At 69.1% G+C, this 13,016-nt stretch carries 15 protein-coding genes and 2 pseudogenes; 9 read left to right on the top strand and 8 right to left on the bottom strand.

Features of this window, described 5'->3' with window-relative positions:
- Positions 1 to 32: 32 nt before the first annotated feature.
- Positions 33 to 866, top strand: a complete 834-nt coding sequence (locus ACZ69M_RS48455; protein WP_470060105.1) for a PIG-L family deacetylase — start codon at positions 33 to 35, stop codon at positions 864 to 866.
- On the opposite strand, the gene ACZ69M_RS48450 is transcribed toward ACZ69M_RS48455, so the two are convergent.
- The 3 genes from ACZ69M_RS48450 to ACZ69M_RS48440 form a co-directional block, all read right to left on the bottom strand.
- Entirely contained in the window at positions 772 to 1,956 is a 1,185-nt protein-coding gene (locus ACZ69M_RS48450; RefSeq protein WP_470060104.1) for a hydantoinase/carbamoylase family amidase, read from the bottom strand. The genes ACZ69M_RS48455 and ACZ69M_RS48450 overlap by 95 nt on opposite strands.
- 69 nt (positions 1,957 to 2,025) lie before the next feature.
- On the bottom strand, positions 2,026 to 2,646 hold the full coding sequence (locus ACZ69M_RS48445; RefSeq protein WP_470060103.1) for a LysE family translocator: 621 nt from the start codon (positions 2,644 to 2,646) through the stop codon (positions 2,026 to 2,028).
- Between the two features lie 134 nt (positions 2,647 to 2,780).
- Positions 2,781 to 3,902 carry a diaminopropionate ammonia-lyase gene (locus ACZ69M_RS48440; protein WP_470060102.1) on the bottom strand — a complete coding sequence of 374 codons (1,122 nt, stop codon included), beginning with the start codon at positions 3,900 to 3,902 and terminating at the stop codon, positions 2,781 to 2,783.
- A gap of 118 nt (positions 3,903 to 4,020) precedes the next feature.
- Between ACZ69M_RS48440 and ACZ69M_RS48435 the strand changes: the two genes are divergently transcribed.
- The 3 genes from ACZ69M_RS48435 (at position 4,021) to ACZ69M_RS48425 (ending at position 6,187) form a co-directional block, all read left to right on the top strand.
- Positions 4,021 to 4,941 (top strand): LysR substrate-binding domain-containing protein, encoded by a 921-nt coding sequence (locus ACZ69M_RS48435; RefSeq protein ID WP_470060101.1) that lies wholly within the window; start codon positions 4,021 to 4,023, stop codon positions 4,939 to 4,941.
- Positions 4,942 to 5,229: 288 nt separating this feature from the next.
- A complete protein-coding gene (locus tag ACZ69M_RS48430) occupies positions 5,230 to 5,532 on the top strand; it encodes a hypothetical protein (RefSeq protein ID WP_470060100.1) in 303 nt (100 codons plus the stop codon).
- 268 nt (positions 5,533 to 5,800) lie between these two features.
- Positions 5,801 to 6,187, top strand: a complete 387-nt coding sequence (locus ACZ69M_RS48425) for a hypothetical protein (protein WP_470060099.1) — start codon at positions 5,801 to 5,803, stop codon at positions 6,185 to 6,187.
- Positions 6,188 to 6,231: 44 nt separating this feature from the next.
- On the opposite strand, the gene ACZ69M_RS48420 is transcribed toward ACZ69M_RS48425, so the two are convergent.
- Together ACZ69M_RS48420 and ACZ69M_RS48415 are read right to left on the bottom strand one after the other, a co-directional pair.
- On the bottom strand, positions 6,232 to 6,639 hold the full coding sequence (locus ACZ69M_RS48420; RefSeq protein ID WP_470060098.1) for a hypothetical protein: 408 nt from the start codon (positions 6,637 to 6,639) through the stop codon (positions 6,232 to 6,234).
- A gap of 392 nt (positions 6,640 to 7,031) precedes the next feature.
- Entirely contained in the window at positions 7,032 to 7,217 is a 186-nt protein-coding gene (locus ACZ69M_RS48415; RefSeq protein ID WP_470060097.1) for a hypothetical protein, read from the bottom strand.
- Between the two features lie 147 nt (positions 7,218 to 7,364).
- Between ACZ69M_RS48415 and ACZ69M_RS48410 the strand changes: the two genes are divergently transcribed.
- The 3 genes from ACZ69M_RS48410 (at position 7,365) to ACZ69M_RS48400 (ending at position 9,297) form a co-directional block, all read left to right on the top strand.
- The gene (locus ACZ69M_RS48410; protein WP_470060096.1) at positions 7,365 to 7,619 is read left to right on the top strand and encodes a hypothetical protein; all 255 of its coding nucleotides are present in this window, start codon (positions 7,365 to 7,367) and stop codon (positions 7,617 to 7,619) included.
- Between the two features lie 432 nt (positions 7,620 to 8,051).
- A complete protein-coding gene (locus ACZ69M_RS48405) occupies positions 8,052 to 8,246 on the top strand; it encodes a hypothetical protein (protein ID WP_470060095.1) in 195 nt (64 codons plus the stop codon).
- Between the two features lie 361 nt (positions 8,247 to 8,607).
- Entirely contained in the window at positions 8,608 to 9,297 is a 690-nt protein-coding gene (locus ACZ69M_RS48400; protein ID WP_470060094.1) for a DUF4232 domain-containing protein, read from the top strand.
- A gap of 42 nt (positions 9,298 to 9,339) precedes the next feature.
- Here ACZ69M_RS48400 and ACZ69M_RS48395 read toward each other — a convergent pair.
- Positions 9,340 to 9,576, bottom strand: a pseudogene (locus tag ACZ69M_RS48395) (IS5/IS1182 family transposase); the annotation flags it as partial.
- A gap of 113 nt (positions 9,577 to 9,689) precedes the next feature.
- Between ACZ69M_RS48395 and ACZ69M_RS48390 the strand changes: the two are divergent.
- Positions 9,690 to 10,382: pseudogene (locus ACZ69M_RS48390) on the top strand (IS5 family transposase); the annotation flags it as partial.
- 69 nt (positions 10,383 to 10,451) lie between these two features.
- Here ACZ69M_RS48390 and ACZ69M_RS48385 read toward each other — a convergent pair.
- Positions 10,452 to 11,357, bottom strand: a complete 906-nt coding sequence (locus tag ACZ69M_RS48385) for a LysR family transcriptional regulator (RefSeq protein WP_470060093.1) — start codon at positions 11,355 to 11,357, stop codon at positions 10,452 to 10,454.
- Between the two features lie 86 nt (positions 11,358 to 11,443).
- Between ACZ69M_RS48385 and ACZ69M_RS48380 the strand changes: the two genes are divergently transcribed.
- Entirely contained in the window at positions 11,444 to 11,893 is a 450-nt protein-coding gene (locus ACZ69M_RS48380; protein WP_382125134.1) for an ester cyclase, read from the top strand.
- On the opposite strand, the gene ACZ69M_RS48375 is transcribed toward ACZ69M_RS48380, so the two are convergent.
- Positions 11,823 to 12,872: an IS701 family transposase gene (locus ACZ69M_RS48375; protein WP_470060092.1), complete on the bottom strand. Its 1,050-nt coding sequence runs from the start codon at positions 12,870 to 12,872 to the stop codon at positions 11,823 to 11,825. The two genes, ACZ69M_RS48380 and ACZ69M_RS48375, sit on opposite strands and share 71 nt — an antisense overlap.
- Positions 12,873 to 13,016 lie beyond the last annotated feature (144 nt).

Raw genomic sequence — 13,016 nt, 5'->3', positions numbered from 1 at the left:
ACCGAGACGTATTTCTGCAGGAGGACTGTTTCGTGACTAACCGGCCCTTGACGCTCATGGCAGTGCACGCACACCCCGACGACGAGGCCACCGGAACCGGAGGGGTCCTCGCGCGGTACGCGGCGGAGGGCATCCGTACGGTTCTCGTGACGTGTACCGACGGCGGTTGCGGTGATGGACCAGGAGGTGTCAAGCCGGGCGATCCCGGGCACGATCCCGCGGCCGTCGCCTTGATGCGCCGTCAAGAACTCGAAGCGAGCTGTGACGTCCTGAAGGTCAGCGATCTCGAGATGCTGGACTATGCCGACTCCGGGATGACGGGCTGGCCGAGCAACGACGCCCCCGGATCCTTCTGGCAGACCCCCGTGGAGAAGGGCGCAGCCCGGCTCGCGGAACTCATGCGGCACTACCGGCCCGATGTGGTCGTCACCTACGACGAGAACGGCTTCTACGGCCACCCCGACCACATCCAGGCCCACCGCATCACGATGGCGGCGCTGAAGATGACCGCGCTGACACCGAAGGTGTACTGGACGACGATGCCCCGCTCGGGGATGCAGCGGTTCGGTGAGATCATGCGCGAGTTCCATCCGGACATGCCGGAGCCGGATCCTGCCGAGGCCGCCGCGATGGCAGAGATCGGCCTCCCCGACGATGAGATCACCACGTGGGTGGACACCACCGCGTTCAGCGGTCAGAAGTTCGACGCGCTGGCCGCGCACGCCAGTCAGGGCGAGAACATCTTCTTCCTCAAAATGGGCAAGGAGAGGTTCAGCGAGTTGATGGGCGTGGAGACCTTCGTACGTGTCCAGGACGCCACCGGCGCGGCCCTACCCGAGAACGATCTCTTCGCCGGACTGCGCTGATCCGCCTGTCCGACCGGGGCCCGGGAAACGCGGGTTGCGCTCGGGCAGCCCGCGACCAGGCCGGCAGGCTCTCGTCGGCGGCGTCGGCGCGTGCCAGGGTGGTCAGCGACAGGCCCGGCCGGCTGTCCTCCAGGTCGTCAAGGAACGCGGCGAGGGCGTGCTCGACGCGGGCCATCTGGGCATCGTCGGGGTTGCGCAGGTCGACGGTCAGCTCGGCGCGGGCGGGGACGATGTCCGTCAGGTCCGGGTGGACGATCAGGTGGCCGACGGTGGCGCGCAGGCCCTCGTACTCGCCGGAGTCGACCATGGCCCACAGGTGGACGACGATCTGCGCGGCAGCGAGGCCGGCGTCGGCACGTAGGTGGGTGGGAGTGGTGCCGGCGTGGGCGGCGCGGCCGTGGATGGTGATCTCCTGCCAGGAGATGCCCTGCACGCCGGTGACGACGCCGATCTCGACGTTGTGCTCGGCCAGGACGGGACCCTGTGCGATGTGGCACTCGACGTAGGCGTGGGGCGGGCCGAGGTGTACGTCGGAGGGGCCGTTGAAGCTGGTGCGGGCGAGTTCGCCGCCGAGGGTGAGGCCGTCGCGGTCCGTCAGGGCGTGGGCGTAGTCCAGGGTGAGGCGTCCGGCGGCCACGGCGCTGCCGAGCATGTCGGCGCCGAAGCGGACGCCTTCTTCCTCGGTGAAGACGCCGACCTCGATGGGGCGGCGGGTGGTGATGCCGCGTTCGTCGAGGGTGCGGATGACTTCGATGCCGCCGAGCACGCCGAGGCAGCCGTCGAAGGCGCGGGCGGTGGCGACGCCGTCGACGTGCGAGCCGGTCAGGACCGGGTTCGCGGTGCGGTCGGTGCCCTCGCGGCGGCCGTAGATGTTGCCCATCCGGTCGATGCGGACGGTCAGGCCCGCCTGTTCCATCCACGTGATGACCTGGCGGCGCCCGGCCGCGTCGGCGTCGGTCAGTGCCAGACGGTCGACGCCGCGCAGGCCGCTGCGCTCGTCGTCGTACGCGCCGATCTCGGCGAGGTCCATCAGTGACTGCCACAGGCGGTCGCCGTTGACGGTGATCTTTTCGGGTGTGGGGCTCGTCATGACCTGCTCTCCCAGCAGTCGTTGGATTCGAGGGCGGACGGCGATGGCAGGGGCGGGGGCCTTGTCGGGTCAGCCGGAGACGGCCGCGACTGCGAAGCCGAAGCCGATCAGCATGACGCCCGTGGTCTGCCCGAGCACATGGCGCATCCGCGGCTTTCGCAGGACCGGACCGGCCTTGGACAGGAGGAGCACATAGCTGCCCAGCCAGGCGAGGGTAAGGGTGGTGTGGAGGAGGACGAGGAGCGTCATGGCCCAGGTGGCGGGCAGTTGGGGCGGGGCCAGTGTGGGAAGCAGCCCGGTGTAGAAGACTGCGATCTTCGGGTTGAGGACGTTGCTGACCAGGCCGGTCCGCCACGGGCTGCCTAAGGCGGCACGGCTGATATCCGCTCGGGGGGCGGGTTCGGCGTGGCGGTTCTGCCACAGTGTCTGCGCACCCAGGACCACCAGGTAGCCGGCGCCGAGGAGCCTGACCGTCAGGTAGGCCGTGGGCGCGGCGGCGAGGACAGCGGCGAGTCCGGCCACGGACAGCGCGCCCCAGACCAGTAGCCCGGTCGCGATCCCGCCCACGGTCCGCAGCGCGTCCCGCGAACCGGCCACAAGGGCTCGCCGGGTCACCACCGCCATGTCCGGGCCGGGCACGATGGTCAGCAGGCCGAGGACACCGATCGCGGCGACGAAGTGGGTCAGCATACGGCCCGCCTCCGCCCGCTCGAACCGATCGGACCAGTCGGACCAGTCGGAGCGATCGAAGCGGTCGAAACGGTCGGCGGCAGCGTGATGAAGAGAGGGTGGTTCAACGCAGGGGTCTTTCAGGTGTCGCGTGTTCAGTGAACGGTGGTGAAGTGGGGGTTGGCAGCGGCGCCTTCGGTGCTCAGCAGCACGACCACCGAGGACGGCCCGAGCCCCAATGCCGTACGGCGTTCCTCGGCGCCCACGCCGGTGAACGCCACGCGCAGACCGGCGAGCGCCGCCGCCCCGCAAGGACCCGAGGAGACACCGAGAACGGCGAGGTCACCGGCCGCGCGGGCGCTGTCGGAATCGGCGACAGCAACAGCGGCGTCCAGACCGGCTCGCAGATAGGGCCACGCAATACTGGACGGGGTGCCGCAGCTCAGGCCGGCCATGATGGTGTCGCCTGTGGTGACGCTGACGGGTTCGCCGCGGGCGAGGCTTTCCAGGACGCAGGCCGCGGCCTCCGGCTCCACCGACAACAGCGCCGCGGCACGCTCGGACGGGAGGCTGCGGTAGTGAGTGACTACGGCCTGGGCCAACGAGCCCACGCCCACCGGTACGGAGACGAGGTCGGGCCCCTCGGCGACCCCTGCGGCCGCCAGCTGCTCGTCGATCTCTGCGCAGAGGGTGGAGTAACCCTCGACGATCCATCCAGGGATGCGTTCATAGCCCGGCCAGGCGGTGTCCTGGATCAGGACCGCGTCCGGAGCGGCCGCCTCCTCGGCCGCCAGGCGCACGGCCTGGTCGTACGGCCCTGGGACCTCAGTGACCTTCGCCTGTTCCGCGACTATGGCCGCCACGGCCTGCGGATGCACACCCTGCGGAACGAAGACGTGAGCGTTCTGCCCAAGGCGGCGTGCCATGCGGGCCAACGCGCGGCCGTGGTTGCCGTCGGTGGCGGTGACCAGGGTGACCGGCCCCTGTGCCACGCCGTTCGCGGCCCGCTCGACGAGGGTGCGGTGGACCGCCCAGGAAACGCCCAGAGCCTTGAACGCGGGCAGGTCCAGACGACACGACTCGTCCTTGACGAAGACCCGGCCCACACCCAACTCCGCTGCAAGTGACGGGAGCTCGGTCAATCGCGTGGGTGAGTAGTCGGGCAGCGCAGCGTGAAAGACCCGCACCTCGGCGGGTGCGGGATCACACCGCCAGGTACGGGCGCCGGGCCGCACAGACCACGGCAGGACATGAAGGGAGGAAGCATTCTCAGACACACGAACAGGGTGCGGCCCCCTCTACGATCGGTCCAGCGAAAGTTTTCGACCTATACCCATCGAAGAAACCGACTATTTAGCCATGGGCTTCGCGGGGCGAGAAGAGAGCGATCCATCGATGTTCGACCTGCACCGACTGCGCCTCCTGCGCGAACTCAAGCACCGCGGCACCCTCGCAGCCGTCGCCGCCGCCCTGTCCTACGCCCCCTCCTCCGTCTCCCAGCAGCTGTCGCAGTTGGAAGCCGAAGTCGGCGTCCCGTTGCTGGAACCCGTCGGACGGCGGGTGCGGCTCACCGAGCAGGCTGAGATCCTCGTCGCCCACACCGAAGCGGTCCTCGAACGCCTGGAGCGGGCGGAGGCGGACATCGCCGCCTCTCTGACCGATCTGACCGGCACCCTGCGCATCGCCTCGTTCCAGACAGCCGCCCTGGCCCTGGTTCCGACCGCGCTCGGCCTCCTGCGCGACGCGCACCCGCACCTGCGCGTCCACGTCACGCACATGGAACCGGAAAAGGCCCTGCCCGCACTGCAAGCGCGCGACTTCGACCTCGTCCTCGCCGAGGAATACCCCGGCAACCCCAACCCGCGACCCGCCGAACTCGAACAGGAAGACCTGCTCGACGACGCACTCCACCTCGCCATGCCCGAAGCGGCCGACGAATCGGGCGAGGAGAGCCCGATCACGGCGCTGCGCTCACTGGCCGACCACCCATGGGTGATGGAACCCGAAGGCACCACCGCGCGGCACTGGGCCATGGCTCTGTGCCGCAGCGCCGGCTTCGAACCCGACGTACGGTTCGAGACCACCGACCTCCTGCTTCACCTCCGCCTCGTCGAGCAGAATCACGCCGCCGCCTTCCTTCCCGACCTCGTCTGGATCGGACACCCCCCGACCGTCGCCCTACGGCAACTCCCCCGCGGCCAGCGCGCACGCCGCGTCTCCACCGTCGTACGCCGCGGCCGCAGCCGGCATCCCGCCATCCTGGCGTGCCGCGACGCCCTCCTCCGCGCGGTCGCCCTCCGCGCCACCCGGGCGTAGGACAGCACAGCGCACCGTTGGGGAGGTCGTCGCGACGGCCCGGGTCAGCGTGTTGCGGGGGGGGGAGGCCGGGGCCAGGCGGTCGTCGTCGGGCCAGGGTTTCCTCCAGCCGGGCGACGTGGCTGGCCAGGGCCTGGCGGTCGGTGGGCGTGAGGGCCGGGTTACGGCAGGCCAGGTGCTGGCAGTCGGCCATGACCGGCTGGTCGGCGGGACCGGCCGGACCCCGACACAGGGCGCGGTCGGGTTGTAGACGCAGGTGACGAAGGTCCCCGGGTACAGGTGCGGGTCGTGGCGGGCCACGATGCGGCGCAGGCGGGCTTCATCGGTGACGACCTGACCGTCGAAGACGGCGTGACGGGCGAACTCGACGAGTCGGGCCTCGGCCTCAGCGCCAGCCGGTCCGGTCGGGGACGGACGGCCGTCGTCGGCGCCCATCTCCGCCAGCATCTGACAGCGGGCGAGAGCTTCTTCAGCCTCTGCCTCGTCCCGGAAGCCGGAGTCGCTGGTGCCCACGTAGCCCACGAACATCTGGATCCCCTGGTGGCGGTACTGCAGGAAAGGCGATGGTGCCGCCGGGGCGGCTGGCGATGAACCAGGCCAGGGTGCGGCTTGTGTCCGCAGAGGCTGTGTGCGGATGGATCCGTGTGGCGATTGAGCAGGCTGCCCACGGAGGCCGCGTTCGGGACGTCTGCCACTGACCGTGTGGCATTCCAGCAGCGTCGTCATGAGGCAGATCACTCCTTGGGGTGCGGTGGTCCTGTCTTTGATCGACGCGCGATTCCCCGCATAGGTTGGCCTGGTGAGGGGTGGATTACGGGAACGGTGGAGGGGCCGGCCGCGGTGGGTGCGAGGTGTGCTCGTGGCGTACTTGATCGGCTTCCTTGAAGGGGCTGGTGCCCATTTCCTGGATCTGGTCGGCGGTGGGATCCATGTCTATGCGTCCTTTGCCCCGGTGCCGTTGCAGGTGTTCTTCGTCAGCCTGGCGGTCTTGGACCCGCTGGTCGTCGTGCTGGTGGGACTCGTACGGCCGGCGGGAATCTGGTTGGCCTGCGGTGTGATGGTCCTGGATGTCCTTGCGAACTGGATCGTCAACTGGCCGTGGCTGCAGGAGAATCCGGCATGGCTGCTCCGCCCGGTCGGGCTGCTGCCCATCACACTCTTCGGTCTGTTCGTCGTCGCCTCCTCGGTTCCCTTGCTTCGGGCCGTGGAAAGAGCGACGGGGCGTTTCAGCTGCACGACCCGATGACGGCCATGAGTGAGCCGGAAAGGCGGGTGACCCGGCCCCAGACGTCAGCAACTTCGCGGAGGTACGCGGAGGTAGACGATTTCCTCGTGATGTGCGGCGAGCCGGGCCAGGGCCTCGGCGCGGAAGTCCGTCAGCTCGGTGACCTTCTTCTCCGACTGTGCCAGCCGTTCTTTGAGCTTGGTGTTCTCCGTCTTGAGCCTGTTGATCTGGACTTCGCGGGGGGTCAGTGATCTCCCCGGCCTGCTGCAGGGCCTGAGGCGTCGTTCGAACTCGGCGCGGAGGTGAACGTAGGAGCGGGTGCCGTAGCAGGCGGTGCGGTCGACGACCGCTTCGCGGGCAAGGGTTGTGATGTCGCACTTTCCGCCGGGCGGGATCTCGCCGCGCAGGAGGCGGTCCATGGCTGCGCGGATGCGGTTCTCGTTCCCTGTGCGCCGGGCTGCGGAGATTCTCATGCGGACTCCTCGGTCATGCCGGTGCTGGCGGCGTCGATCCCGGCAACGACGCGGCGGGCTCGACCGAAGTCAGCTTGAAGCCGGGTGTGTTCGGTCTTGCGTATGGTGCGAGTTGGCCGATGAAGAGCTTCGTCTTGTCGGCGTGCTCGGCCCAGCCGGGCCGGTGGCGGGGGTAGTGGGTGGCCTGCGAGCAGCGGGCGGAGTCGCACATCCCGATCAGCGATCGGTCTGCGGTGGGGGTGCCGGCGAGCCTGAGGCAGAGTGCGCGGGAGGGGTCGGTGAACCAACAGTAGGCGCGTGGGGACATGGAAACCGTGCGATCGGCCGTAGTCGAGCATCTCCTGCCGGTCCCATTCCACGTAGTCGCGCACATCCCGCGGGGCCGACACCGGTCAGTACACGGCTCGCCCGGAGCGGCCCTTGGCGATCGTATGCGGCAGCATGGCACGGGCGTTGACGATGCCCGACCCCGGTGGCGGCACCGACGGCAGCTTGTTCACCAAACTGCGGCCAGAGCCGTTTTCAAGAATCCCCGTCACGACGACGGCTTCGAGTACACGTGCGGAGACTGCCGCCACGTCCTGGAGTGTCGACAGTCTGGCCTCGTCTCCGACACCCGCGAGGGAACCGCTGCCTGAGCGACCCGCAGGGAGCAGGGCTCCGGCCAATATTCCCGGCAGGGGACTTCACCATGTCCATATAATCCTGCCGCGATGAAGAGACGTGTGCAGTTCACCGAGCAGGTTGCGCGGTTCCGTGACTACATGCCGGCCGCGGATCGGGAGAAGTTCCTGCGTCTCGTCGACAGGATCGCAGCTGAGCCTGAAGGCGACGACAGTCACCTTGCCTACACGACCGACACCGTGACGCGCTCGGCCTGGGAAGACTGCGTGATGGTCCACTACGTCGTGACGCGCTTCTTCGTGGTCGTCATCGAGACGGACATCTACGACGCGTCGCGCGGCTTCAACGAGGTGTAGGGCCTGTCCTGCGGATCTTGCCGGGCGTGCCCTGGCGTCGGCGAGGAGAGCGCGTCGGGGGCATGTGGGGATCAGCCCTCATGAACAAAAGGCCAGCGAGCGCCTCAGCGTGGACCTCGACGCCGAGGGTTCGGCTCTGGGCCAGGGTGGACTGACTCATCGGGCGACCGTAGCCAACTCCGGTGCCCGCAAGGATGGCTTGGTGCTGGGCCACCGGGAGGCGTTCGTCGGGAGCCTGGCCGGGATCGCGGCCGGGTGCGCGGTGAAGGAGTCCGCCCCCACCCGTGCTGCACGGCGCCTTCGAGGCCGTCGCCGCCGGGGCCGATCGCCGGATTCGCGGGCCCGGAGTTCTCCCGGAAGATCAACGAGAGCCCGACGTTCTCCGCCTGCCCGTGGGGCCCGCACGAATGGCGCGAAGAGGTCCTCGCGGAGGTGCACGCCGAAGCGACCGGTGCGGCGGGCGGCGTCACCCCGCGTGTGGCGACGGCGCTCGTCGCGGCCGTACACCGCGTGCTGTTCCAGCCGATCCAGAACCTCACCCTCGATGGGCGGGCCGGCCCCGAGACCGCGGAAAATCGTGGCAGCCGAGGCGAGTCGATGCATGCCTTCGATGTGCTGGAAACCTGACCTCGCGGACCGGGCGGTGCGGCCGGGCGGCTGCTTCCGTGAGCGAGCGGAGCGGGATGAGGAAGGCAGGCGATCGGTTGTGGGCCGTCGGGTTACGGGTCTGTCCCATCGGGCGGCGGCGGCGAACAGGTGCGCGACGGTGGCGGGAACCGCCGTCCCGGCTGGCCGACGACGCGTCCCGGCGCGGTCTGCGGGGTGATGGCACGCGTTGCGCCTGGCTGCGCGTGTAACAGAGATGTCTTATGAGGTGACTGTATGGAACGGTCCACCGGGCAGGGTCGGTCCTGTTGGTCGGAAACGCTCGCTCGTACCGCCCCGCACCGAGCGGCCGACACCGCCAACCGATTCTGAGGAAGAAACGATGCGCGTTCACAAGCTCACCTTCGCCGCCCTCGCCGTCGCCGCCGGTCTCTCGCTCACGGCCTGCCAGAGCGACGACGCCGGCACGGGACAGAGCGACCCGTCGTCCGGGGCCACCGCGTCGTCCTCGGGCGGCGGTTCGAACTCGGGCAGCTCGGACCAGGGCGGCGCGAAGGACTCCGCCGGGACGAGCTCCGCAACGAACTCCGGCGCAACGAGCTCCGGCGGGACGGGTACGGCTGCCGGGACCGGCTCCAACGCGAACGCCAAGGTCGGCAAGTGCCGCACCGACGAGTTGGAGATCACGGCGCAGGACAACACCATCGACGGCGACCCCGACGGCACCGTCGTGGTCGAGCTGACGAACCACAGCGGCCGGGACTGCACGATCTCCGGGTACGCGGGCGTCGACCTGAAGACCAGCGCGGGATCGCTGTCCGCGAAGCGCACCGGCCAGCAGGCCGGTTCGGCCATACTCAAGAACGGGAAGTCGACGGCCTTCCCCATCACCTACCCGTTCAACAAGTCGGGTGGCTCGGGCGTTCGCGTCACCGGGCTGGTGGTGACCCCGCCGGACGAGACGAAGTCGGTCACCCTCAACTGGCCGGGCGCCGCCACGCTGCCCGTCACGGACGGCTCCGGCTCCCCGGTGAAGGTCGGCCCGGTCGGAAGCGCCGGTCAGGGCGGCTGACCCACACGTCCAGGGCCTCCCAGGCCGTGTCTGATGGATCGATCACGGTTCACGGAGCCAGAGGATGAGCGATGCGAGTCGGAGGCCCACGAGGTAGCGGGCGGCCAACTTGTCGAAGCGAGTGGCCACGACCCGGAACTGCTTGAGCCTGCTGAAGCAGCGCTCGCCCACGCTGCGGGCCTTGTACTGCACGGTATTGCAGGCTGGCGGCCGCCCGCCTGCTGATCCTCGGCGTTGCCGATTGACGATCTGGTCGGCTCGTTCAGGGATGAACGCTCGGGTTTACGCCGACGTGGTATCCGCTACACCGACCCGGAACCGGCCGACCCGACCAGCGCGGCCACCGCACGCATGGATGGCGGGGTGTGACATGGGGCAGCACAGGCCGCGGGAGGTCGAGGACGGGCTGCGGGAGGGAGGAACGGCGGGTACTCAACGGGATCTTGTTCGTGCTCTACACAGGGGTCCCCTGGGAGTTCCTGCCGCAGGAGTTGGGGTACGGCTCGGGGAGCACGTGCTGGCGCGGGCTGCGGGACTGGCACCAGGCTGGTGTGTGGCAGGCCCTGCGCGAACTGCTGCTCGCTGAGTTACGGGCGGCTGGCCAGCTGGACTTCTCGCGGGCCGCGGTGGACGGCTCGCACCTGCGGGCAATGAAGGGCGGTGCGAAGATCGGGCCGTCTCCGGTGGACCGGGGCAGGAGCGGCAGCGAGCACCACGTGATCGTGGAAGCGCATGGCATCCCGCTCGCCGCCACGCTGACCGGCGGCAACCGCCACGACGTCACCCAGCTCATACCCCTGGTCCAAGCCGTGCCGCCCGTCAGGGGCAAGCGCGGGCATCCCCGCCGACGCCCCACCGCTCGGTACGCCGACCGCGGCTACGACTACGACTCCTACCGCCGCGAACTGCGCGGCCTGGGCATCCGACCGGTCATCGCCCGCTGCGGGACCGAGCACGGCTCCGGCCTGGGCGTCCACCGCTGGGTCGTCGAAGCCGCCTTCGCGCTCCTGCACTGGTTCCGCCGTCTGCGCACCCGCTGGGAGATCCGCGACGACCTCCACGAAGCCTTCCTCACCCTCGACTGAAGCATCATCTGCTGGCGCCGCCTGAAGACCTCTTCTCATTAGGAGTTCTCAGGCGGTTCCTGCCCGGAGTCAGGCGTTGTGGAGACAGGCGGCCTGGTTCTGCAGGGCTGTCACCATCGCCTGTGTCTGAGCGGAAGGATGCGGCCGGGTCACGACGACGGTCGCGCGGCCGGGCCAGTAGGTGTCGGTGACAGCCACGGCTCGTACGCCCGTCGGCAGGGCCGGTAGGGCCAGGTCGGGGATGACCGTGATGCCCAGTCCGGCCGCGACCAGGCTGAGGCGTGTCGACCAGCTGCGCGCGGTGTGGGCGATGTGGGGGTCCGACAGGGTCGGCCAGGCTCCGAACTGCGGCTCACCCGCCGCGCCGTCCCCGGCGATCCAGTGCTCCTGGGCCAGGTCCGGCACGGTGATGCTGGCGTGGCCCGCGAACCGGTGCGTGTCCGGGACGACCACCAGAAGATCGCCTTGGAGCACGGTGGTCTGCCGGAGTTCGCTCAGGTCGTAGTCCGGCAGGCCGTGGCCGACCCCGATGACCGCCATGTCCAGCCGGCCCACCCGTAGCCGCCGGAGCAGGGCGGGCGTAGCGGCTTCCTCCAGGAGCACGGCGAGACCTGGATGGCCGGAGGTCACCTGCGCCATCGCTCGCGGGACCAATGCCATGGCGGCGGTGGGGTAGGCGCCGATCGTGAGGCGCCCCGCGAGCCGGTCGCGCAGGCCCGCGAGCTCCAGCTCGGTCGCCGCCACGTCGGCGAGAACCTCCGTCGCGCGGCGGACAAGCACCTGGCCTGCCGGTGTGAGCGCTACGCCGCGTCGTGTGCGGTCGAAGATCGGCGCTCCGGCTGCCGCCTCCATGGCAGCGACCTGGCGGGAGACGCCCGACTGTGTGTAGCCGAGCATCTCGGCGGCCCGGGTGAACGATCCCGCGGTGGCGACCTGGTGAACGACGCGGAAGCCAGTGAGGGTGAACTCTGCCATGGCCAGAACCTAACATGCACTTCTGTCATGGATGTGGTGCCACATCATCGTTTGACCGCATGGCTGGTGGCGGACAGGCTGGTGGCATGACACAGCAATTCACTCGTGACGAACTCGTGGCACGCCTGGTCCGGGCCGGCGAACTGGAGGTGTCGGGCGAGGATCTGGACGAGGCCGCGACGTACTTCGACACCGAGAAGTTCCGCTTCCACGGGCCGGACGGCTTCGAGTCCGACTTCGCCGGGCTCAACGACTACTTCGCGTCGGTGCGCGAGGCATTCGACGACCGGTCGATACGGCGCGGCATCGTGGTGGCCGAAGGCGACCACCTGGCCTGCCAGACGTGGATCGAAGGCACATTCGCCCGTGAGTTCACCCAGTCACCGGTCGGCCCGCTGCCGCCCAACGGCAAACGCGTCGTGTTCGACCTGATCAACATCTTCCGCTTCGACGACCGGGGTCGCCTCATCGAGGAGTGGGTGCGCGTCGACAATCGCGGAGTCTTGCGCCAGCTGGACGCCGAAGGAAGCTATTAGCCGGACGGCCGCCGAGGCGTGAGGCCGACGGCGACGTCGCGCAGCGGAACCAAGAACGCCGCCACCAGCGGCGTGACCGTGGTGCGGGTGAGCATCGCGGCGAACAGTCGGACGGTGCGAACCTCGGCGTCCAGAGGGACCAGGGGTGTCGACAGGGCCGTCTGCCGTCTTCGCGCTCCTGCGCTGGTTCCGCCGCCCGCGCACCCGCTGGAAGATCCGCGAAGCTTTCCTCACCCTCGGCCGCAGCATCATTTGGTGACGCCGCCTGAAGACCTCTTTTTGCGACGGTGTCGTGCCGGGTAGTGGCCATGACATGGAAGACGTCGGCCTGCTCGAGTTCGAAGCGCCAGCCCTTGCTGAATCCGTAGGCGGCGTCCGCGGTCACCCACCGAAACGGGATCCGGTCCGCGACGGCCTTGCGGACCATCGCCTTCGCCATGGCCACCTTCGTCTCGAACGCGATCTCGTCGCCGATGCCGGCCCGCCGGCAGCGTTCCCGGTCGTCCGTCCATGACGTGGGCAGATACAAACGCCGGTCGATCAGCGTGCGTCCCCTAGCCGTCGCATAGGCGAGGAAGACACCGATCCGGGAGTTCTCCGTGCGGCCCGCGGTGCCCGAACACTGCCGCTGCACTCCTGCCGAGCGGGTGCCCTTCTTCAAAAAGCCGGTGTCGTCGACGATGAGCACCGCTTCGCGGTCACCGAGGTGGTCGACCACGTAGCGGCGCACGTCGTCGAGGACCTCGTCGGCGTCCCACTCGATCCGGTTCAGCATCCGCTGGATACGGTCCGGCCCGCCATGGCCCGCCTCCTCGGCCAGCGTCCAGCCGTTCTTGCGCTGCAACGGAGCGATCAGCCCCCGCATACAGGCCAGCGCCGACTCCCGCGGCTCCGACCGGTTGAACCGGTGCACGAACCGCCGGTGCACCGCATCCAGTTCACTCACCCACACACGCACATCAGCAAGGTCCCCACCCATAACCACACCAACGACGAGCCTGGCCAGCAGTCACAGTAGACACCGTTGCAGTACTAGTACTCCAGCAGCGGTTCGCTATCTGGCCTGGTCAGAGATGTTGTCCGGAGTGTAGTTGGCTGATGGTACGTCAGGGGCGGTCTTGCC

It is taken from the genome of Streptomyces sp. NPDC107454, assembly GCF_055582885.1.
The sequence above is the reverse complement of the archived record's forward strand: the minus strand, read 5'-3'. Positions and strand labels throughout refer to the sequence as shown.

Coding starts and splice junctions, on each gene's coding strand:
- ACZ69M_RS48450 (WP_470060104.1), bottom strand. CDS start 1,956: ATGACGAGCCCCACACCCGAAAAGATCACCGTCAACGGCGACCGCCTG.
- ACZ69M_RS48435 (WP_470060101.1), top strand. CDS start 4,021: ATGTTCGACCTGCACCGACTGCGCCTCCTGCGCGAACTCAAGCACCGC.
- ACZ69M_RS48400 (WP_470060094.1), top strand. CDS start 8,608: ATGCGCGTTCACAAGCTCACCTTCGCCGCCCTCGCCGTCGCCGCCGGT.
- ACZ69M_RS48380 (WP_382125134.1), top strand. CDS start 11,444: ATGACACAGCAATTCACTCGTGACGAACTCGTGGCACGCCTGGTCCGG.
- ACZ69M_RS48385 (WP_470060093.1), bottom strand. CDS start 11,357: ATGGCAGAGTTCACCCTCACTGGCTTCCGCGTCGTTCACCAGGTCGCC.
- ACZ69M_RS48445 (WP_470060103.1), bottom strand. CDS start 2,646: ATGCTGACCCACTTCGTCGCCGCGATCGGTGTCCTCGGCCTGCTGACC.
- ACZ69M_RS48420 (WP_470060098.1), bottom strand. CDS start 6,639: ATGAGAATCTCCGCAGCCCGGCGCACAGGGAACGAGAACCGCATCCGC.
- ACZ69M_RS48375 (WP_470060092.1), bottom strand. CDS start 12,872: ATGGGTGGGGACCTTGCTGATGTGCGTGTGTGGGTGAGTGAACTGGAT.